Genomic DNA, 20,476 nt, shown 5'->3' on the forward strand with positions numbered 1-20,476 from the left:
CGCACACCACCCAGTAGCAAATCGGGCGATGAGCGAAAAAACGGACACCGCGCGCTATCTTGCTGAAGGTGATCGAGGCCTTCGGACTGACCAGCAATCCCCGCAAGGCGCACCCGCCCGCCGTCGACGACGTCTCGTTCGAAGCGCGCGCCGGCCACGTCACCACGCTCCTCGGAGCGGCGGGCGCCGGCAAGACGACGGTGCTGCGGCTGGTGCTCGAACTCCAGCAGGGACGCGGCATCACCTACTTCAGGGGACGCCCCCTGCGCCGGATCGCCCATCCCTCACGGGAAGTCGGAGTGCTGCTCGGTGACGTGCCCGGTCACCCCGCCCGCTCGGTCCGGGGCCACCTGCGCATGCTCTGCGCGGCGGCCGGAGTCCCCGCCCGGCGTGCCGACGAGGTGCTCGAAGTGGTCGGACTCGTCAGCCTCCGCGAGGAACGGCTCGGCACGCTGTCGCGCGGCATGGACCGCAGGCTCGGTCTCGCCTGCGCCCTGCTGTCCGACCCGCACACCCTCGTCCTGGACGAACCCGCCGAGGGGCTCTCCGCTCGTGAGGCACGCTGGGTGCACGGCATGCTGCGGGCGCACGCCTCCCAGGGCGGAACGGTGCTCGTCACGACCTCCGATCCCAAAGAGGCCTCGCGCACGGCAGACCGAGTCGTCACCCTCGACGGCGGGCGACTCGTCGCCGACCAGGAGGCCAGGGAGTTCGCCCGGACCCGGCTGCGCCCGCGCGTGGCCGTCCGTAGCCCCCACGCCGCCCGCCTCGCGGCCCTCCTCACCAAAGAGGCCCGGACCGGCCACCGTTCCGTCGAGGTCGTGCGCGAAGGCGGCAATCGCCTCTCCGTGTACGGCAGTACGACCGCCGACATCGGCGAGACGGCCTTCCGGAACGGCATCCTCGTCCACCAGCTCGCCGATGAGGTGGGGGACATGGGGCCTGATGCCGGGGCCGACCAGGACGGCGGGGTGACACCGGCCGTGCGGGAGCAGGTCCTCCACGAGACCTCGCCGGAGGGATCGGCGCCGACCGCCTCTGTCACCGCCTCCGACTCCGCCTCTGTGCGTGGGGCGCGGACCGCAGCGCGCACGCGCCCGGTGTCCACCCCCTCGGCATGGGAGCGCGGACGGGTCTCACCCGGCTTCCCGCTGGTGGAACAGAAACAGGGCGCGTCCGATCCCGGGTCCGTGGACCAGGAGGCCTCCGGCGGAGAGCGGACATCGGTCGCGGAGCCCCGGCGGCACCACACCGTGCCGGAACGTCACGCCAACGCCACCACCAATGCCAACGCCAACGGCATCCCGGCCGACGGCGCGACGACGGCCACCTCCGAAGCCGGGAGAGCGGCGCCCGGCGTGGCGGGCCCCGGGCTCGAAGAGACGGCCGCCGACGAGACCGCGGCTGCCGTGGACGCCGTGGACGCGCCGGACGTGTCGGACACGACCGGGGCCCTTCCCGCCATCGCGCAGGCGGGCGCCGGGCGCCCACGTTCAACCGGTGCCGCACCGGAGGCGGCCCTCCAGGCGACTTCGACGGCTTCGGCCGCCTCGGCAGCTTCGACGACTTCGGCCACCCCGGACACGCAAGCCGGCCCCGCGGACCCCACCCCGGCTCCCGCCCCCACCACTGCCCCCGGCACGCCCCTTCCCGGCGCGAGGAATCCCGGCGCCCACCAGGGCGACGCCGGCCGCCCCTTCGTACGCCCCGCCGAAGAGTGCGGCCCTGACGCTCTGTCCTCCCTCCCCCCGCCCATCTCCGTCCGCCCCGCCCCCACCCCCCTGCGCCCTCTGCGCTACGAGCTGCGGCGTGCCACCGGGATCAGCACCGGTTTCCTCACCTGCGGAGCCGTGCTGATCGTGTCCGCGCTCACCGCCGTACTCCTGGCCCGGATCGGTCACACCCCGCAGGCTCGGCTGTTCGCCGCGTGGCCACGTGGGCTGCCGCTGCCGCCCGTGGCGCTCGCTGCGGGGCTGCTCGGCGCGCTGGCCTTCGGGGACGAGTTCCGCCACCCCGCGCTGGCGGCGGACCGCGGCACGGTGCCCCGCCGGCTGGGGCTGCTCACCGCGAAACTCCTCGTCTCCGGAGCGACCGCCCTGATGCTGGCCTTCCTCGCCCTGGGCTGCGACGTCGAAGCGCTCTATCTCGTCTACGGCCGGGAGCTGACGGAAGTTCCCGCGGACTGGCTTTCGCTCAGCGCGAGTTGGTTCGGACTGGTGGTCGGCTGTGCCTGGGCCGGAGTGCTGGCGGCCGGTGTCTTCCGGTCCACCACTGCGGGCCTCGCCGCCGTTCTGGCGGTACCGGTCGTCGTCGTACCCCTCGTGCACAGGGCGCTCGGGGGGCGGGCCGTGCCGGTCGCCGCCGGACTCGCGGTGCGGATGCGGGAGGTGCTCCTGCTGCAGTGGCCCTTCGGGGGTGAGCGCTACCTGCTCGCGACCGCCCGGGTCGTGGCCCAACCCGTGGGCGGGGCAATGGCGTTGTCGCTGGGCACCCTGCTCTGCGCGTACGTGTTCATGAGGCTGCGTACCAGGGTGCGATGACGGCTCTTCGTATGGTTCGGGACCCGCTGTGCTCACAAGTCCCCGGGGAAAGCCCATTTCTTTCCGATAAGGCGTCAATTGCGACGGGGTGAGCGATCACCCTTTCGTGTGCTTTTCACCAAAGCCCTCAAGGGAGTTGGAGACAACGCCGACAAAGGTTCCGTGAGTACCCTTGCGCACACCATGATGACCGCCGCCCGCTCCTCCGACTCCGGCCTGGTCGGCCCGGGCGAACTCGACCGTTACCCCTACGCCGATTCCCCGGCGCCCGACCGCGTCACCCCGCCCGCCTGGGACGGAGCGGACCACGAGCTGGGCCGCGTGGGCCGGCGCGGCACGGGCAACCGTGGACGCGGCCTGCACGGCCAGCTCGTTCAGCAGCTGGGACAGATGATCGTCTCCGGCGACCTGGGCGCGGACCGCCCGCTGGTCCCCGAGGAGATCGGCCAGCGTTTCGAGGTCTCCCGCACCGTCGTCCGCGAATCCCTTCGCGTCCTGGAGGCCAAGGGGCTCGTCAGCGCCCGCCCCAACGTCGGCACGCGCGTGCGTCCCGTCAGCGACTGGAACCTCCTGGACCCGGACATCATCGAGTGGCGGGCCTTCGGGCCGCAGCGTGACGATCAGCGCCGCGAGCTGAGCGAGCTGCGCTGGACGATCGAGCCGCTGGCCGCCCGCCTCGCCGCCGGGCACGGCCGTGAGGAGGTGCAGCAGCGCCTCTCAGACATGGTCGAGATCATGAGCCACGCCTTCGCGCAGGGTGACGCGCTGACCTTCTCGCGTGCCGACGCCGAGTTCCACGGGCTGCTCATCCAGATCGCGGGCAACCGCATGCTGGATCACCTCTCCGGGATCGTCTCCGCCGCCCTTCAGGTCTCCGGCGGTCCGGTCACGGGGTGTGACCGGCCGACCGAGGCCTCCCTCGCGCAGCACGCGCGGATCGTGGACGCCATCGGCACCGGTGACGGCACGGCGGCCGAGTCGGCCATGCGCCAGCTGCTCACCGTCCACCCCGAGGTGGAGCGCGTGGTTCCAGCCCCGCGCGAGCACTGACCCGTACCGAAGACAGTGCGGACGCCGGTGTGTGTCGTGCTCGTGGACCCATGGGCGATGCCGGGTCCGGGACCCGGACGCCGCCGGACCCCGCCGGATTCCCCGCAGTCCGGTCGGGCCCGGCGGTGAGCCGGGCCGCCCGGGCCGGCGGAGCGGTCCCGGCCGCGACGACAGATCCCTCTCTGTTCATATATGACCGCTTTCGGCCACTTACGGGGTGTGACTCGGGCCACGCAGATTGGGCGTAACGCTCTTGGAGACAGCGCGATGACCTAAGAGGTGACAGCCGAGGAAGGAATACGGACGCCGTGCCAGGCGCTGTGTATCTTCCCGGCCCCCGCCCGCGCCGTCGACCCATCCCCAGGTCGGTGGTCGGCCTCCGTCCGTCGTGGACGGGGCCGGAAGCCGTTTTCCAACGTTCCGAGAGGTTGTTCGTGTCGGCCAGCACATCCCGTACGCTCCCGCCGGAGATCGCCGAGTCCGTCTCTGTCATGGCGCTCATTGAGCGGGGAAAGGCTGAGGGGCAGATCGCCGGCGACGACGTGCGTCGGGCCTTCGAAGCTGACCAGATCCCGGCCACTCAGTGGAAGAACGTACTGCGCAGCCTCAACCAGATTCTTGAGGAAGAGGGTGTGACGCTGATGGTCAGTGCAGCTGAGCCCAAGCGCACCCGAAAGAGCGTCGCAGCGAAGAGTCCGGCGAAGCGCACCGCCACCAAGACGGTCGCGGCGAAGACGGTGACCACCCGGAAGGCCACCGCCACCACGGCGGCCCCCTCCTCGTCCGCCGACGACTCCGCCGAGGCCCCCGCCAAGAAGGCCGCGGCCAAGAAGACGGTCGCGAAGAAGGCGACCGCGAAGAAGACCGTCGCCAAGAAGACGGCCGCCAAGAAGACCGGTGGCAAGAAGGACGACGCCGAGCTGCTCGAGGACGAGGTCCTCGAGGAGACCAAGGCCACCGACGAGCCCGAGGGCACCGAGAGTGCCGGCTTCGTGCTCTCGGACGAGGACGAGGACGACGCGCCCGCCCAGCAGGTCGCTGCGGCCGGCGCCACCGCCGACCCGGTCAAGGACTACCTCAAGCAGATCGGCAAGGTCCCCCTGCTCAACGCCGAGCAGGAGGTCGAGCTCGCCAAGCGCATCGAGGCCGGTCTGTTCGCCGAGGACAAGCTGGCGAACGCCGACAAGCTCGCCCCGAAGCTCAAGCGCGAGCTGGAGATCATCGCCGAGGACGGTCGCCGCGCCAAGAACCACCTCCTGGAGGCCAACCTCCGTCTGGTGGTCTCCCTGGCCAAGCGCTACACCGGCCGCGGCATGCTCTTCCTGGACCTCATCCAGGAGGGCAACCTCGGTCTGATCCGCGCGGTCGAGAAGTTCGACTACACCAAGGGCTACAAGTTCTCCACGTACGCCACCTGGTGGATCCGTCAGGCCATCACCCGCGCCATGGCCGACCAGGCCCGCACCATCCGTATCCCGGTGCACATGGTCGAGGTCATCAACAAGCTCGCGCGCGTGCAGCGCCAGATGCTCCAGGACCTGGGCCGTGAGCCCACCCCGGAGGAGCTGGCCAAGGAACTCGACATGACCCCGGAGAAGGTCATCGAGGTCCAGAAGTACGGCCGCGAGCCCATCTCGCTGCACACCCCCCTGGGTGAGGACGGCGACAGTGAGTTCGGTGACCTCATCGAGGACTCCGAGGCCGTCGTCCCCGCCGACGCCGTCAGCTTCACGCTCCTGCAGGAGCAGCTGCACTCCGTCCTGGACACCCTGTCCGAGCGCGAGGCCGGCGTCGTCTCCATGCGCTTCGGTCTCACCGACGGTCAGCCGAAGACCCTCGACGAGATCGGCAAGGTCTACGGCGTGACGCGTGAGCGCATCCGTCAGATCGAGTCCAAGACCATGTCGAAGCTGCGCCACCCGTCGCGTTCCCAGGTGCTGCGCGACTACCTCGACTAGATCTCGCCGCACGACGGCGAAGGCCCGGTTCCCCACGCGGGAGCCGGGCCTTCGTGCTGCGCGCGGGCCCGCGGTGGATGACTCTGGGTGTTCCGACGCCACCTCTGAGTGAGGAGACCGTATGCGCCGTTCCGTTACCCGGGCCCTGATCCGGCCGCTTGCCCTCGCGGCCGCCGCCACCGCCATACCCCTGTTCGGGGCGGCCCCGTCCAGCGCGGACAGTGTGGTGGTCGACGGGTTCCCGATCGACGTCTCCCAGGCTCCGTGGACGGTGGCACTGTCCAGCCGTGACCGGTTCGGGGGTACGCGGGCGGGGCAGTTCTGCGGCGGTGTGGCGATCGCGCCGACCACCGTACTCACCGCGGCCCACTGTCTGGCCGAGGACGTCCTCGGGTCGTCACCGGCCCGCGTACCCGACCTCAAGGTCATCGCGGGGCGCACCGACCTGATGTCGAGCGACGGCGAGGAGATCGCCGTGCGCGACGCCCGGGTCAATCCGGGCTACGACGCCGCCGCCAACTCCGGCGACTTCGCCGTGCTCACGCTCGACCGGCCGCTGCCGCAGAGTTCCGTCGTGGCCATGGCGGCCGCCGGTGACCCGGCGTACACAGCGGGCACGGAGGCCCTGGTGTCCGGGTGGGGCGACACCAGCGGTGGCGGTGCCTACCCGCGCCGGCTCCACGCCGCACGGGTGCACGTGCTGGCCGACGACCTCTGCTCCCGTGCCTATCCGGGGGGCCTGGGTGGCGCCTACCGCGCCGATTCCATGCTCTGCGCCGGAGAGGCCGTGGGCGGGCCGGACGCCTGCCAGGGGGACAGTGGTGGCCCTCTGGTGGCCGGGGGACGGCTGATCGGGCTCGTGTCCTGGGGCAGCGGGTGCGGACGGCCGGGCAATCCCGGGGTCTACACGCGCGTGTCCGACGTCGTGCGCCTGATGGGGGCGGCCGAAGGGTCGTAAAGGGCCCCAGGCGCCTCTGAGGGCGTCTCTGGGGTACGAGCGCGGGCGGCCGCTCCTGGTGGAGGAGCGGCCGCCCGTTCGCCGGCCTGTGCCGGGACTGGCTCGTCGGGTGTGCGAGATTCAGCGCTCTTCGGTGGAGGCCGTGCCCGGGATGGACGTCAGGCGCTCCGTCTCGTCCTGTATCTCAGCGGCGATCTTCTTGAGTTCTGGCTCGAACTTGCGACCGTGGTGGGCGCAGAAGAGCAGCTCTCCGCCGCTGAGCAGGACCACGCGCAGGTATGCCTGGGCGCCGCAGCGGTCGCAGCGATCGGCGGCCGTCAGCGGGCTCGCGGGGGTCAGAACAGTAGTCACGTCGCCTCTTCTCTAGCTCGACGAGCTGTCGTACCAGGGTCAACATCCAACCAGCCCGAAAACGTTCCCGCTCGTGGCTTTTCCTCGAAAAAATCTTTTCGGGGTGGCTGTCTGCTGCCGGTTGGCGGCGAATGTGCCGTAGTGCGTGTCTTATGTGCTTACGGGTTCGCGCTGTCTTCAGTCTCGGTCCTCCCGGCCGGGTTGCCGGTTGTTCATGAGGACGTGCCCGGAGCCTAAATGGTTCATGCCTCGAAGGGAACGTGATGTGTGCTTCACTCCATCGAGGGATCGAACACCCATACGAGCTTGGACTAGTCTGAGTTTTCCGACGAGGGTGGCGTTACACCGGCTCTACCAGGCCTCGGTACCCTCTGAGCGGCGACCGAAGCCGGCCCCTTACCCCAAAGGGGCTCATCTGAAATTCAGCGAGGAGCGAACCGCGTGACCGCCGATACGTCCGTGCCGTCCACAGCGCTGCTGGCAGGAGCAGACCGGGACGGCTCCAACTACACCGCGCGGCACCTGCTCGTCCTCGAGGGCCTCGAGGCCGTGCGCAAGCGCCCGGGCATGTACATCGGCTCGACCGACAGCCGTGGCCTGATGCACTGCCTGTGGGAGATCATCGACAACTCCGTGGACGAGGCCCTCGGTGGGTACTGCGACCACATTGAGGTGATCCTCCACGACGACGGCTCCGTCGAGGTACGGGACAACGGCCGCGGCATCCCCGTGGACGTGGAGCCCAAGACCGGCCTGTCCGGCGTCGAGGTCGTCATGACCAAGCTGCACGCCGGCGGCAAGTTCGGCGGCGGCTCCTACGCCGCCTCCGGCGGCCTGCACGGCGTCGGCGCCTCGGTGGTGAACGCGCTCTCCGCCCGCCTCGACGTCGAGGTGGACCGCAGCGGTCAGACCCACGGCATCAGCTTCCGGCGCGGCGTGCCCGGCGCGTTCTCGGGGGACGGCCCGGAGGCCAAGTTCGAGGCGGCGAACGGCCTGCGCAAGGCCAAGAGGATTCCCAAGACCCGCACCGGCACACGCGTGCGGTACTGGGCCGACCGGCAGATCTTCCTCAAGGACGCCAAGCTCTCCCTGGAGAACCTGCACCAGCGGGCCCGCCAGACCGCGTTCCTGGTGCCCGGTCTGACCATCGTCGTCCGCGACGAGCTCGGCCTCGGCGAGGGCGGCAGCAAGGGCGAGGAATCCTTCCGCTTCGACGGCGGCATCAGCGAGTTCTGCGAGTACCTCGCGGCGGACAAGCCGGTGTGCGACATCCTCCGCTTCTCCGGGCAGGGCAGCTTCAAGGAGACCGTCCCGGTTCTCGACGAGCACGGCCAGATGACGCCCACCGAGGTCACCCGCGAGCTCGGTGTGGACGTCGCGCTGCGGTGGGGCACGGGCTACGACGCCAACCTGAAGTCCTTCGTCAACATCATCGCCACGCCCAAGGGCGGCACCCACGTCGCCGGCTTCGAGCAGGCGATCACCAAGACGATGAACGACGCGCTGCGCGCCAAGAAGCTGCTGCGCGTGGCCGAGAACGACATCACCAAGGACGATGCCCTGGAGGGCCTGACCGCGGTCGTCACCGTGCGCCTGGCCGAGCCGCAGTTCGAGGGGCAGACCAAGGAGGTGCTCGGCACCTCGGCGGCCCGCCGCATCGTCGCCAACGTGGTGTCCAATGAACTCAAGGCGTTCCTCACCACGACCAAGCGGGACGGCGCCGCCCAGGCGCGCGTCGTCATGGAGAAGGTGGTCGCCGCCGCTCGTACGCGCGTCGCGGCCCGCCAGCACAAGGACGCGCAGCGGCGGAAGACCGCCCTGGAGTCCTCCTCCCTGCCGGCGAAGCTCGCCGACTGCCGCAGCGACGACGTCGACCGCAGCGAGCTGTTCATCGTCGAGGGCGACTCCGCGCTCGGTACGGCGAAGCTGGCCCGGAACTCCGAGTTCCAGGCGCTGCTGCCGATCCGCGGCAAGATCCTCAACGTGCAGCGGTCCTCCGTGACCGACATGCTCAAGAACGCCGAGTGCGGCGCGATCATCCAGGTCATAGGAGCGGGATCGGGTCGTACCTTCGACATCGATGCGGCCCGCTACGGCAAGATCATCATGATGACCGACGCCGACGTGGACGGCTCCCACATCCGCTGCCTGCTGCTGACGCTGTTCCAGCGCTACATGCGGCCCATGGTCGAGGCCGGCCGGGTCTTCGCCGCGGTGCCGCCGCTGCACCGCATCGAGCTGATCCAGCCGAAGAAGGGCCAGGACAAGTACGTCTACACGTACTCGGACCGTGAGCTGCGCGACACGATCATGGAGTTCCAGCGCAAGGGCATCCGCTACAAGGACTCCATCCAGCGTTACAAGGGTCTGGGCGAGATGGACGCCGACCAGCTGGCCGAGACCACGATGGACCCCCGCCACCGCACCCTGCGCCGGATCAACCTCTCCGACCTCGATGCGGCGGAAGGGACCTTCGACCTGCTGATGGGCAACGACGTGGCCCCGCGCAAGGAGTTCATCTCCAGCTCGGCCGCGACGCTCGACCGCTCGCGCATCGACGCGTAGCCGACTGTCCGGGCCTCGGCCGGCCGCGGTGCCTGCGCACCGCGGCCGGCCGAGGCCCCTGGCGTTCACGGCCCCTGTGTCGCATACCCGGGCAGCGACGTGAGGGGGCTCCGGCCGGAGGCGGCGGGATGAAAGCGCTCCGGCCGAGGGCGTCGGCCGAGGACTCCGGCCGAGTGTGTCGGCCGAGGCTCTCCACCCGTGGGTGGAGGCAGGACACCCGCGGGTTCCACCCGTGATCCACCCCGGCTCCGATCTCCCGGTCGGCGGATTTCCGTAGTTTCGAAGGCGTCGGCGGCGATCGCTTCCGACACCACCTTCTCGCTCACGGAGGCTGCGATGTCCGGGCTGGTCAACGCGTTGGTGATCGTGGCTGTCGTCGCCCTGGTGATCGTGCGGCAGTTCCGCGCCCGGGCCGTCGGCGCCGACCGGCGCTGGTGGCTGCTACCGGCGATCCTCGCGGTCGTGGCGCTGCGTGAGCCCGGCATCCTCGACCCCCACCACCGCACCGCGTCCGCCGGGCTCCTCGCCGTGGAGGTGCTCATCGGACTGGCCACGGGAGCCGGCTGGGCATGGACCAGCCGGGTGTGGCGGGCCCCTGACGGTGTCGTGTGGACCAAGAGCACCAAGGCGAGTGCCGCCGTCTGGGGCGTGGGCATAGCCCTGCGGGTCGGGGTCTTCGTGCTCGGCCGGGGGCTGGGAGTGCACCAGGACAGTTCCGCTCTGATGCTCGGCCTCGCCGCCACCCTGCTGGTCCGCGCGGGGATCATGGTCTGGCGGGCACAGTCCCTGGGCTCCGCGGGCGAAACCGCCGCGGCGTACGGTGACGGCGTGCGGGCGGCGTGGAAGGAGCGCGTGTGACGGAGAACGTCTGGACACGCTGGCCGTCGCGCGAGGCGCTCGGCCGCGCGGGAGCCACCCGGCCCCGTCGTCTGCTCACCTGGACCGTCCGGCTGCTGGCACTCGGCATGCTCCTGTGGAGCGCCTTCAGCCGAAACGACATCGGCGTCTGGGGCACGATCGCCGGAGCGGCCGCCGTCCTCCTGGCCGGTCTCGCCTCCTGGGGCTTCTTCCACACCACGTACGCGCACCGGCTGATCCCCTCCCTGGCGCTCATGGGCGCACTCCTGGGCATCGCCGTCGCCGCCCACGCCACCGGGTTCTCGGGCCCCGCCCTGGTCATCTGGTGCGGCTGCGGGGTCGCCTCGCTGGAGCGGCTGCCCCTCGGGGCCGCCCTGCCCGTGGCATCGGTGGCACTGACCTCGTACTCCGCGTTCAACAACGACGTATGGCTCACCACGGCCGCCGCCGTGGCGGGGATGGCCCTGGCCGGATACGTGATGCGCCTGGACGCCGAGGCGCGGGGCAACGCGCAGCGGCTCCTCGTCCAGGAGCGGGCCGCGCGGGCCGCCGAGGCGGAGTCGGCCGCACTGGCCGAGCGGGCGAGGATCGCCCGGGAGATCCACGACGTGCTGGCCCACAGCCTCTCGGCCCAGCTGGTGCACCTGGAGGCGGCCCGGCTGCTGATCGAGAGCGGCGCCGACCGGCAGCAGGTTCTGGAGCGGGTGGTGGCCGCCCGGGGGATGGCCCGCGACGGCCTCTCCGAGACCCGGCAGGCGCTGTCGGCGCTGCGCGGCGACATGAGTCCGCTGGAGGACTTCCTGGCGGAGGTGGTCAGCGGAACCGACGGCGCGGAGGTCACCGTGACGGGTGAGCGCAGACCGCTTCCGGCCGAGGCCTCCCAGGCCGTGCGCCGGGTGGCGCAGGAGGCGGTGACCAACGTCCGCAAGCACGCGCCCGGCGCCGAGGTGCGGGTGCGGCTCGACTACAGCGAGCACGAAGTGACGCTGAACGTCCGCGATTCGGGGGGAAGGCCGGGCGAACTGGCCGCATCCGGCGGCGGGTACGGTCTGCTGGGTATGCGGGAGCGCGCCGAACTGCTGGGAGGCTCGCTGGACGCGGGTCCGACCGAGGAAGGGTTCACGGTGACGCTGAAGGTGCCCGGATGACGGGGGCGGAGGGGGAGAAGAAGCCCGCGCGCGTGCTGGTCGCCGACGACCAGACCGTGGTGCGCGAGGGCATCGTGATGCTGCTCGGACTGCTGCCCGGAGTGGAGGTCGTCGGCTCCGCGGGAGACGGCGAGGAGGCGGTCCGGCTGGTCGGTGAACTCGCCCCGGACGTGGTGCTGATGGATCTGCGGATGCCGCGCTGCGACGGGGTGGAGGCCACGCGCCGTATCAGGGCGCGCTATCCGGGTACCCAGGTCGTGGTGCTGACCACGTTCGCGGACGACGAGTCGCTGTTCCCCGCGCTGCGGGCGGGGGCGCGGGGCTACCTCACCAAGGACGCGGGCGGTGACGAGATCGTGCGGGCCGTGGAGAGCGTCCTGTCCGGGAACGCGGGACTGTCTCCGAGCATCCAACGCCGTTTGCTGGAGCGACTGTCGGAGCCCGAGGCCAGAGAGGCGGCGCCGGTGGAAGCGCCCGACGGGCTGACCGCGCGCGAGGCCGAGGTGCTGGTGCTGATCGCCGAAGGGCTCAGCAACCAGGAGATCGCCCGGAAGCTGCACGTCTCCACCGCCACGGTGAAGACACACATCAACAACCTCTTCGCCAAGACGGGGCTCAAGGACCGTGCGCAGGCGGTGCGTTACGCCTACGCGAAGGGGCTGGTGCGGCCACCGGTGAATTGAGTCACCTAATGGGGTGAAGAGCGAGGGGAAGAAGAGTCAGGGATCTTCCCGATCTGTCCATGCTTGGGCATGCAGTCAAGCAACGATCGTTCCCGTGGAACCGGGGACGGTCCCGAGAGCACGGCCGAGAACGAGGAACACCACGGTGTGGCGTCCCGAGACGTGCGATACGAAGACCCTTGGTACGACGCGCTGGCCTCCGGCTGGGGCGAGTCGGACGGCACCGGGACGCCGGCTCCCGCTGTGCCGCCCGCACGCAAGGAGAAGGAGCCGGCGGACGTTCGCGCCCGCGATGTGTACGTCGAAGTGCAACGCAGTGAGGCGTTCCGGGAGGTGCGCGGCCGATACCGGCGGTTCGTGGTTCCGGGAGTCGCCGCCTTCTTCCTCTGGTACGTGGGATACGTGGTCGCCGCGACGGCCGCGCCCGGCCTCATGGCCGAGCCCGTGATGGGGGCGGTGAATCTGGGAATGCTCGCCGGGCTCGGGCAGTTCCTCAGCACCTTCCTGCTCACCTGGGCCTACGCCCGGCACGCGCGGCTGCGCCGGGACCGGGCCGCACTGGACCTGCGCTGGGACACCCAGGAAATGACCCGTGGCGCACAGGGAGGCGCTTCGTGACCAGCCATCATCAGACACTGGCTCTGGTGCTGTTCATCGGATTCGTGGCCGTCACCCTGGGGATCACCACCTGGGTGAGCCGTCGACGGCAGGGGTCGGCGGAGGAGTTCTACGCCGGCGGGCGGCTCTTCTCCCCGATGGAGAACGGCTTCGCCATCGCGGGCGACTACATGTCCGCCGCCTCCTTCCTCGGAGTGGCCGGACTCATGGCGCTGTTCGGCTACGACGGGCTGCTCTACTCGGTGGGCTTCCTCGTGGCCTGGCTGGTCGTGCTGTTCCTGGTGGCGGAACTGGTGCGCAACTGCGGCCGGTTCACCCTGGCCGACGTGGTGGCCGCGCGGATGAGCGAGCGCCCGGTGCGCATCGCCACGGGCACGTCCTCCGTCACCGTGTCCGTCATGTACCTGGTGGCCCAGATGGTGGGTGCCGGAAGCCTGGTGGCGCTGCTGCTGGGGCGGTCGAGCGGGGCGGCGCAGGCCTGGACGGTCATCGGGGTCGGCGCGCTCATGGTCATCTATGTGTCGCTGGGAGGGATGCGGGCCACGACCTGGATCCAGATCGTGAAGGCGGTCCTGCTCCTGGGCGGGACCATCGTGCTGACCGTGCTCGTCATGGTGCGGTTCCACGGCGACTTCGACCAGCTGCTCGTCACCGCCGCGGAGCGCAGCGGACACGGGAACGCGTTCCTGGCCCCGGGACTGAAGTACGGCGGCAACTGGACCGAACGCCTGGACTTCATCAGCCTCGGGCTGGCGCTGGTGATGGGGACGGCGGGCCTGCCCCACATCCTGTCCCGCTTCTACACCGTGCCGACCGCGCGGGCCGCGCGCCGCTCCGTGGTGTGGTCGATCGGGCTGATCGGCGGCTTCTACCTGATGACCATCGTCCTCGGGTTCGGGGCGGCCGCGGTGGTGGGGCCCGAGGCGCTGCGCGCGTCGAACGCGGCCGGGAACACGGCCGTACCGCTGCTCGCGCTCGACCTGGGCGGGGGTGCCTCGTCCACCGGCGGGACGGTCCTGTTCGCGGTCGTCGCCGCCGTCGCCTTCGCCACGATCCTCGCGGTGGTCGCCGGCATCACGCTCGCCTCCTCGGCGTCCGTGGCGCACGACCTGTACGCGTCGCTGAGGCGGTCGGCCACCACCCCGCGCAGCGAGGTGGCGGTGGCGCGCGTCGCGGCGGTCGGGATCGGCATCGTCGCGATCGCGCTCGGTCTGCTGGCCCGTGACCTCAACGTCGCCTTCCTGGTCGGTCTCGCCTTCGCCGTGGCCGCGTCGGCGAACCTCCCGGTGCTGCTGTACTCGCTGTTCTGGCGCGGCTTCACCACGCGTGGCGCGGTGTGGTCCGTCTACGGCGGCCTGCTGCCCGCGGTGGCGCTGGTGCTGCTCTCCCCGGTGGTGTCCGGGAGCCCCGGATCACTCTTCCCCGGCGTCGACTTCCAGTACTTCCCCCTGCAGAACCCCGGCATCGTCTCCATTCCGCTCGGCTTCCTCGCCGGTTGGCTGGGTACGGTCACCTCCGACGAGGTGGCGGACGAGAGCAAGTTCGCGGAGACCGAGGTGCGTTCGCTGACCGGAGCCGGAGCCGTGTGACCGGCGGCGCCGCCGCGGCCGTCACCCGTCCACGGCCGTGGCGGCGCTACGGCGCCACCCAGGCGTAGCGGTGCTCCGGGCGGCCGGTGTCGCCGTACTTGAGGGACAGCCGCAGGCGGCCTGCCTGTTCCAGATGACGGAGATAGCGCTGGGCCGTGGAGCGGCTCAGGCCCGTCCTGGCGGCGACCTCGTGGGCGGAGAGCGGGTGGTCCGCGCCGTGCAGGACGTCGCAGATGAGGTCCGTCGTGGGCTCCGAGTGCCCGCTGGGCAGGCCCGGGGCGGTCGGCGCGGGTGCCGTGCGCAGGGCGCCGAAGATGCGGTCGACCTGCTCTTGACCGGTCAGCCCTCGGTCGCCCACCCGGTCGACGGTGCGGCGCAGGGCGGCGTACGAATCCAGGCGGCTGCGCAGGGCGGCGAAGGTGAAGGGCTTGACCAGGTAGTGCAGGGCGCCCAGGCGCATCGCCTTCTGGACCGTCGTCACATCACCGGCCGCCGTGATCATGATGACGTCGGCGCCGTGGCCCTGTTCCCGCATGCGGTGGACGATTTCGAGACCGGTCCGGTCCGGCAGGTAGTGATCCAGCAGCACCAGGTCGACGGGGCCGCGTTCGACGGCGGCCAGGGCCTGGGCGGCGCTGTGGGCGCGGGCGGCCACCCGGAAGCCGGGAACCTTGCCCACGTACTTGGCGTTTATCTCGGCGACGCGGAAGTCGTCGTCAACGACCAGGACGTCAATCATCAGGCCTCTCCTTCAAGGCCGGCGGGCGTGAAGCCCGCTTTCCGGCTCCGCAGTTGTAGCGCGAGCAAAATGAGCACAACAGGCTCTTGCGAGCAAAAGAACGGCTAGTGCTCACAAGACTGCTGCTGTGGCCGGGGCCACACCTACCGTCCGGGCCATGAGCGCAGACACCAGCCCCGCCATCGAGCTACGGGGCGCGAGCAAGATCTTCAAGACCCCGTCGGGGGGTCTGCACACGGCGGTGCGGGGGCTGGACCTCACCGTCCGACGTGGCGAGTTCGTGGCCGTCGTCGGCCCGACCGGCTGCGGCAAGTCCACCACGCTGACCCTGGTCAGCGGCCTCGAGGAGCCCACCGAGGGCGAGGTGCTGGTGGCCGGGGAGCCGGTTCAGGGCGTCGGCGACAAGGTCGGTTTCGTCTTCCAGCAGGACGCCACCTTCCCCTGGCGGACCGTGCTGTCCAACGTCATGGCGGGCCCCCGGTTCCGGGGCGTGCCCAAGGCGGAGGCCAAGCGGAGGGCCCGCGAATGGCTGGCCCGCGTCGGCCTCGCCGCCTTCGAGGATCGCTATCCGCACCAGCTCTCCGGCGGCCAGCGCAAGCGTGTCGCCCTCGCCGCCACCTTCGTCAACGACCCCGACATCCTGCTCATGGACGAGCCGTTCTCGGCGCTCGACGTGCAGACCCGTGCGCTGATGTCGGACGAGCTGCTGGAGCTGTGGGAGGGCACGGGCGCCTCCGTCGTCTTCGTCACCCACGACCTGGAGGAGTCCATCGCGCTGGCCGACAGGGTCGTCGTGATGACCGCCGGTCCCGCGACCGTCAAGCAGGTCTTCGACATCGACCTGCCCCGGCCGCGCAAGGTCGAGGAGGTGCGCCTGGAGCCGCGGTTCATCGAGATCTACCGCGAGATCTGGGAGTCCCTCGGCGAAGAGGTCCGCATCACCCGCGAGAGGGGTGCCGCCCGTGTCGCCTGACGTCCTCAGCACGCCGGTCGTCGACACGGCCAAGACCCCGGACCGCGCGGAGTCGCGGGCCCAGGCCGCCCGCAGGCGCAAGGTGATCGTCGTCGCCGCGCGGGTGCTGCTCCTGGTGGCCGTGCTCGGGCTGTGGGAGGCGTTCTCCCGGGCGGGGGTCATCGACCCGTTCAACTTCTCGATGCCCTCGAAGATCTGGGACCAGATCTACACCTGGGTGATGCACGGCACCGCGCTCGGCTCCCTCGGCGAGCAGATCTGGTTCACGCTGTACGAGGCACTCGTCGGCTGGATCATCGGTGTGATCGCGGGTGTCCTCTTCGGTATCGCACTGGGGCGGATCAGCTTCCTCGCCGATGTCCTCGGTCCGTACATCAAGGTGCTCAACTCCATCCCCAGGATCGTCCTCGCGCCGATTTTCGTGATCTGGTTCGGACTGGGCCCGGCGTCCAAGGTCGCGTCGGCCGTGGTGCTCGTCTTCTTCCCGGTGTTCTTCAACGCCTTCCAGGGTGCCCGCGAGGTCGACCGCAACCTGGTGGCGAACGCCCGCGTCCTGGGCGCCCGGGACCGGCAGGTGACCCTTCAGGTCGTCATCCCCTCGGCCACCTCGTGGATCTTCACGAGCCTCCACGTCAGCTTCGGCTTCGCCCTCATCGGCGCCATCGTCGGCGAGTACATCGGCGCCACCAAGGGCATCGGCCTGCTCGTCGCCCAGTCCCAGGGCACGTTCAACGCGGCCGGCGTGTACGCCGCCATGGTCCTCCTCGCCGTCGTCGCCCTCGTCGCCGAGGGACTGCTGACCTTCGCCGAACGCCGCATCTTCCGCTGGAAGCCGGCCGGCTCGGACAGCTGACCGGGCTTCCCGGACGCCCCGCAGACCCCGTTCCCAACCCCGCACCGCCCTCTCACAAGGACGTGAACCGTCATGCGCAAGACCGCCAGGTACGCCTCGATGGCCGCCGCCGGCCTGCTCGCCCTCACCTCGCTCACCGCCTGCGCCAACGACGCGGCGAGCACCGCGGCCTCCGGCTCCGGCGGCAAGGGCGACGGCAAGGGGACCAAGGTCAAGATCATGGTGGGTGGCCTGGACAAGGTCATCTACCTGCCGGCGATGCTCACCCAGCGGCTCGGCTACTTCGACGCCGAGGGCCTCGACGTGGAACTGCTCAGCGAGCCCGCCGGCGTCCAGGCCGAGACCGCGCTCGTCTCCGGCCAGGTGCAGGGAGCGGTCGGCTTCTACGACCACACCCTCGACCTCCAGGTGAAGGGCAAGTCCGTGGAGTCCGTCGTGCAGTTCTCGCACGCGCCGGGCGAGGTCGAGATCGTCTCGTCCGAGGCGGCGGGCGACGTCACCTCGGCCAAGGACTTCAGGGGCAGGAAGCTCGGCGTCACCGGCCTCGGCTCCTCGACGGACTTCCTCACCAAGTACCTCGCGGTCAAGAACGGCGTCCAGGTCGACCAGTTCACGCCGGTCGCCGTGGGAGCCGGCCCGACGTTCATCGCGGCGCTCCAGAAGGGCGCCATCGACGCGGGCATGACGACCGACCCGACCGTCGCCACGATCCTGTCGAAGAAGGCCGGCAAGGTGCTCGTCGACATGCGCACCCCGGAGGGCTCGCAGCAGGCGCTGGGCGGGCCGTACCCGTCGTCCAGTCTGTACATGCAGACGGACTGGGTGAACGGACACAAGGAGACCGTCCAGAAGCTGGTCAACGCGTTCGTCAAGACGCTCACGTGGATGTCCACCCACAGCGCTTCCGAGATCGCGGCCCAGATGCCCGCCGACTACTCCCAGGGCGACAAGACGCTCTACGCCGACGCGATCAAGAGCACGCTGCCGATGTTCACCAAGGACGGCGTGATGCCCGCGAACGGCCCCGAGACCGTGGAGCGGGTCCTCAAGGCGTTCAACCCCGCCGTCAAGAACGCCAAGGTGGACCTCGCGAAGACGTACACCACCGAGTTCGCCGAGAAGGCCGCGAAGTGAGCGCTCGCTGACACCCGCTCAGGCGCGGGTCGCCCACACGTAACGGTGTTCGGGGCGGCCCGCGTCGCCGTATTTGAGGGTCAGCCGGGCCCGTCCGGTGCGATCCAGGAGCTTGAGATAGCGCTGGGCGGTCTGGCGGCTCACCCCGGTCCGTTCCGCGATCTCCTGGGCGGACAGCGGCTCGTCGGCGCTCATGAGGGCCTGGCGGACCAGTTCGGCGGTCGTGGGGGAGTGCCCCTTGGGCAGCTCGGGCTCGGACGGCGCGGACAGGGCGCCGAAGATGCGGTCCACCTCGGCCTGTTCGGCCTCGCCACCCCCGTCCAGCGTGCGGCGCAGCACGGCGTACGCCTCCAGCTTGGACCGCAGCCCCGCGAAGGCGAACGGCTTCACCAGGTACTGCAGGGCACCGTGCCGCATGGCCGCCTGGACGGTCGACACGTCCCGCGCCGCCGTCACCATGATCACGTCGGTCTGGTGGCCCCGTCGCCGCATCTCCCGGACGACCGAGAGCCCGGTGTCGTCGGGCAGGTAGTGGTCCAGCAGGACCAGGTCGAGCCGCGGCAGCGTCGCCAGCCGGTGCAGCGCCTCGGCCGCGTTGTGCGCCTCGCCGGCCACACGGAAGCCGGGCACCTTCTCGACATAGGCGGCGTTGACCCGGGCGACCCGGGCGTCGTCGTCCACGACCAGGACCTCGATCAACGCGCCTCCTCCTCGGCTCCGGCCGGCGCGGGCACGGGCTCCGCCCCGGCGAGTGCCTGCGCCGGCGTCGCCTCCGTCAGCGCCTCTTCCAGCGGCTCCGTCAGCGCCTCGGGCAGGACGACGGCGAACTCCGCGCCCCCGCCGTTCGCCGTGCCCACCGTCGCGCTCCCGCCCTGCCGTTCGGCGAGCCGTCGTACCAGCGAGAGCCCTATGCCGCGCTTGCCGTGCGCCGGCGGCTTCTTCGTGGACCACCCGTCCGTGAAGACCAACTCCCGCTGGTTCTCCGGGATTCCGGGACCGGTGTCGCGCACCCGCAGGACGGCCGTACGCCCCTCGGTGCGCAACTCGACCTCCACGCGCGCGTGGAGTGTGCCCGCGACCGCGTCGAGGGCGTTGTCCACGAGGTTGCCCACGACCGTGACCAGACCCCGGGGGTCGATCAGCCGGTCCGGGAGCCAGGTGCGTTCCGACACCCACAGCGCCACCCCGCGCTCGGCCGCGACGGTCGCCTTGCCCACCAGCAGCGCCGCGAGCAGCGGGTCATGGATCTTCTCGGTGACCTGCTCGGCGGTGACCCGGTGGTCGCCGACCACCTCGCCGACGAACTCCACCGCGTCGTCGTACATCTCCAGTTCGAGCAGCCCGAGCAGGGTGTGCATGCGGTTCGCGTGCTCGTGGTCCTGGGCGCGCAGCGCGTCGATCAGGCCGCGCGTGGAGTCGAGTTCGCGGCCCAGCTGTTCCAGCTCCGTGCGGTCGCGCAGGGTGGCCACGGCGCCGCCGTCGTCGGTCGGCATGCGGTTGGCGACCAGCACACGCTGGCCGCGCACGGTGAGCAGGTCGGTGCCGGTCACCCGTCCGGCCAGGACGTCCGTCGTGCGACCGCCGCCGAGCGCCTCGTCCGGGGACCGTCCGACGGCCTCGTCGCCGATGCCCAGCAGCCGCCGCGCCTCGTCGTTGAGCAGGCGTACCCGGCCGTCCCGGTCCAGGGCGACCACGCCCTCCCGGATGCCGTGCAGCATCGCCTCGCGCTCCGCGAGCAGCGCCGAGATGTCGGAGAAGGCGAGGTCCCGGGTCTGCCGCTGCACCCGGCGCGAGATCAGCCAGGCGGCCAGCGCACCCACCGCGAGGGCACCGCCGGCGTAGGCGAAGAGCCCCGGGATGGCGCTGATCAGCCGTGCCCGCACGCTGTCGTACGCGATGCCGACGGAGACCGCCCCGACGATCCGGTGACCGGCGTCGTACAGCGGTACCTTGCCGCGCGCGGAGCGGCCCAGGGTGCCCTTGTCGATCCCCATGACCTGGTTGCCGGCCAGGGCCTGGGTGGGGTCCGTGGAGACGCGGTGGCCGATCTCGGCGGCGGTGGGATGCGACCAGCGCACCCCTCGCGTGTCCATCACCACGATGTACTCGGCGTGGGTGGCGTGCCGGATCCGCTCGGCCTCCCGCTGCACCGGGCCGTCCGGGGCCGGCGCGGTGCGCTGGACGCCCTCGGCGATCTGCGGGTCCTGCGCCGTGGTCTGGGCGATGGCCAGCGCGCGGCGCATCGCCTCCTGGTCCAGCTGCTTGCTCAGGGGGGCGAGGAACAGCCCGGTCGCGAGCACCGCGACCCCCGCGGCGATCGTCACCTGCATCAGCAGCACCTGCGAGAACACCCGCCGTGGCAGACCGAGGCGCAGACGGCGTGCGGGCGAGGTGGGGCTCATGGCCACGACGTTACGCGGCGGGACCGACAGGCCCCTCAGCGGGTGTGGCGCGGGTCT

At 70.9% G+C, this 20,476-nt stretch carries 17 protein-coding genes; 13 read left to right on the forward strand and 4 right to left on the reverse strand.

Going from position 1 to position 20,476, the window contains the following annotated elements; genetic code table 11:
- The first annotated feature begins 68 nt into the window (after positions 1 to 68).
- The 4 genes from OIB37_RS27335 to OIB37_RS27350 all read left to right on the forward strand — a co-directional run bounded on the left by OIB37_RS27335 (position 69) and on the right by OIB37_RS27350 (position 6,506).
- Entirely contained in the window at positions 69 to 2,540 is a 2,472-nt protein-coding gene (locus OIB37_RS27335) for an ABC transporter ATP-binding protein (protein WP_443058211.1), read from the forward strand.
- A 162-nt stretch (positions 2,541 to 2,702) separates the two neighbouring features.
- On the forward strand, positions 2,703 to 3,590 hold the full coding sequence (locus OIB37_RS27340; RefSeq protein ID WP_330460257.1) for a FadR/GntR family transcriptional regulator: 888 nt from the start codon (positions 2,703 to 2,705) through the stop codon (positions 3,588 to 3,590).
- Positions 3,591 to 4,024: 434 nt separating this feature from the next.
- On the forward strand, positions 4,025 to 5,548 hold the full coding sequence (locus OIB37_RS27345; protein ID WP_330460258.1) for an RNA polymerase sigma factor: 1,524 nt from the start codon (positions 4,025 to 4,027) through the stop codon (positions 5,546 to 5,548).
- Between the two features lie 121 nt (positions 5,549 to 5,669).
- On the forward strand, positions 5,670 to 6,506 hold the full coding sequence (locus OIB37_RS27350; protein ID WP_330460259.1) for a serine protease: 837 nt from the start codon (positions 5,670 to 5,672) through the stop codon (positions 6,504 to 6,506).
- A 120-nt stretch (positions 6,507 to 6,626) separates the two neighbouring features.
- On the opposite strand, the gene OIB37_RS27355 is transcribed toward OIB37_RS27350, so the two are convergent.
- Positions 6,627 to 6,857, reverse strand: coding sequence for a DUF7455 domain-containing protein (locus OIB37_RS27355; protein WP_330460260.1), 231 nt, complete (start codon positions 6,855 to 6,857; stop codon positions 6,627 to 6,629).
- A gap of 441 nt (positions 6,858 to 7,298) precedes the next feature.
- Between OIB37_RS27355 and OIB37_RS27360 the strand changes: the two genes are divergently transcribed.
- From OIB37_RS27360 to OIB37_RS27385, 6 genes are all read left to right on the forward strand, one after another.
- Complete coding sequence (locus tag OIB37_RS27360; protein WP_330460261.1) at positions 7,299 to 9,422, forward strand: DNA gyrase/topoisomerase IV subunit B; 2,124 nt, start codon at positions 7,299 to 7,301, stop codon at positions 9,420 to 9,422.
- Between the two features lie 336 nt (positions 9,423 to 9,758).
- Positions 9,759 to 10,280 (forward strand): DUF1453 domain-containing protein, encoded by a 522-nt coding sequence (locus tag OIB37_RS27365; protein WP_330460262.1) that lies wholly within the window; start codon positions 9,759 to 9,761, stop codon positions 10,278 to 10,280.
- Positions 10,277 to 11,428, forward strand: coding sequence for a sensor histidine kinase (locus tag OIB37_RS27370; RefSeq protein ID WP_330460263.1), 1,152 nt, complete (start codon positions 10,277 to 10,279; stop codon positions 11,426 to 11,428). The genes OIB37_RS27365 and OIB37_RS27370 overlap by 4 nt, the downstream gene beginning before the upstream one ends.
- Positions 11,425 to 12,111 carry a response regulator transcription factor gene (locus OIB37_RS27375; protein WP_330460264.1) on the forward strand — a complete coding sequence of 229 codons (687 nt, stop codon included), beginning with the start codon at positions 11,425 to 11,427 and terminating at the stop codon, positions 12,109 to 12,111. Before OIB37_RS27370 ends, OIB37_RS27375 begins: the two co-directional genes overlap by 4 nt.
- Before the next feature lie 69 nt (positions 12,112 to 12,180).
- Complete coding sequence (locus OIB37_RS27380; protein ID WP_330460265.1) at positions 12,181 to 12,729, forward strand: DUF485 domain-containing protein; 549 nt, start codon at positions 12,181 to 12,183, stop codon at positions 12,727 to 12,729.
- Positions 12,726 to 14,318, forward strand: coding sequence for a solute symporter family protein (locus OIB37_RS27385; protein WP_330460266.1), 1,593 nt, complete (start codon positions 12,726 to 12,728; stop codon positions 14,316 to 14,318). The genes OIB37_RS27380 and OIB37_RS27385 overlap by 4 nt, the downstream gene beginning before the upstream one ends.
- A gap of 46 nt (positions 14,319 to 14,364) precedes the next feature.
- Here the strand turns inward: OIB37_RS27385 and OIB37_RS27390 are convergent, their stop codons facing one another.
- Positions 14,365 to 15,057, reverse strand: coding sequence for a response regulator (locus OIB37_RS27390; protein ID WP_330460267.1), 693 nt, complete (start codon positions 15,055 to 15,057; stop codon positions 14,365 to 14,367).
- Between the two features lie 157 nt (positions 15,058 to 15,214).
- On the opposite strand from OIB37_RS27390, the gene OIB37_RS27395 reads away from it, so the two are divergent.
- The 3 genes from OIB37_RS27395 (at position 15,215) to OIB37_RS27405 (ending at position 18,017) form a co-directional block, all read left to right on the forward strand.
- Positions 15,215 to 16,030 (forward strand): ABC transporter ATP-binding protein, encoded by an 816-nt coding sequence (locus tag OIB37_RS27395; protein ID WP_330460268.1) that lies wholly within the window; start codon positions 15,215 to 15,217, stop codon positions 16,028 to 16,030.
- Entirely contained in the window at positions 16,020 to 16,883 is an 864-nt protein-coding gene (locus tag OIB37_RS27400) for an ABC transporter permease (protein ID WP_330460269.1), read from the forward strand. Before OIB37_RS27395 ends, OIB37_RS27400 begins: the two co-directional genes overlap by 11 nt.
- Positions 16,884 to 16,955: 72 nt before the next feature.
- Complete coding sequence (locus OIB37_RS27405; protein ID WP_330460270.1) at positions 16,956 to 18,017, forward strand: ABC transporter substrate-binding protein; 1,062 nt, start codon at positions 16,956 to 16,958, stop codon at positions 18,015 to 18,017.
- Between the two features lie 18 nt (positions 18,018 to 18,035).
- Here OIB37_RS27405 and OIB37_RS27410 read toward each other — a convergent pair whose 3' ends face one another.
- Both OIB37_RS27410 and OIB37_RS27415 read right to left on the reverse strand, forming a co-directional pair.
- The gene (locus OIB37_RS27410) at positions 18,036 to 18,716 is read right to left on the reverse strand and encodes a DUF7342 family protein (protein WP_330460271.1); all 681 of its coding nucleotides are present in this window, start codon (positions 18,714 to 18,716) and stop codon (positions 18,036 to 18,038) included.
- Positions 18,713 to 20,419, reverse strand: coding sequence for a sensor histidine kinase (locus OIB37_RS27415; RefSeq protein WP_330460272.1), 1,707 nt, complete (start codon positions 20,417 to 20,419; stop codon positions 18,713 to 18,715). Before OIB37_RS27415 ends, OIB37_RS27410 begins: the two co-directional genes overlap by 4 nt.
- Positions 20,420 to 20,476 lie beyond the last annotated feature (57 nt).

The sequence above is a fragment of the Streptomyces sp. NBC_00820 genome, from assembly GCF_036347055.1.
In the GTDB taxonomy this organism is placed as follows: domain Bacteria; phylum Actinomycetota; class Actinomycetes; order Streptomycetales; family Streptomycetaceae; genus Streptomyces.